At 43.6% G+C, this 500-nt stretch carries 1 protein-coding gene; it reads left to right on the top strand.

Annotation, left to right across the window (positions count from 1 at the left end):
- Positions 1-474: GrpB family protein (locus BN1128_RS15845; RefSeq protein ID WP_042870499.1), on the top strand; the 474-nt coding region annotated here is incomplete at its 5' end.
- Positions 475-500 lie beyond the last annotated feature (26 nt).

The following is a 500-nucleotide window of genomic DNA, read 5'->3' as shown; positions in this document are numbered from 1 at the left end:
ATGAAGTTTTACCGTGCTGAGCAATATCAAGCGTCTTGTGAAGATCTGTTTCTTAGATACGAGCGCGAAGTAAAAAATTTGCTCCCGAACGCAAGAGTTGAGCACGTAGGTGCCTCTTCCATTCCGCTGGCAATATCGAAAGGCGACCTTGATATTTTTATCGGCGTGGAAAGTGATGAACTCGAAGCTGCCGTCCAGATCCTGACGACATTGGGCTTTAAAGAAAAAGTCGATACCTTGAGAACATCGGAACTGTGTATGTTGGAGTCAAAGTCCAGTGATGACGTTGCTTTTCAGCTGGTGGCCAATGGTTCTGAATTTGAATTTTTTCTGATTTTTCGTGATAAATTGCGCGCCGACCCTTCGCTGGTTCAGCAATACAATGAACTCAAAATGTCTTGTGAAGGCCTGTCGCAAGATGACTATCGTCGTAAAAAATCCGATTTTATAAATCACGTTTTAACGAGAGCATAATCAGACCACAAAAAGGTGGGTGTCCC

Source organism: Aeromonas piscicola (assembly GCF_000820005.1).
Taxonomy (GTDB): domain Bacteria; phylum Pseudomonadota; class Gammaproteobacteria; order Enterobacterales; family Aeromonadaceae; genus Aeromonas; species Aeromonas piscicola.
The sequence above is the reverse complement of the archived record's forward strand: the minus strand, read 5'-3'. Positions and strand labels throughout refer to the sequence as shown.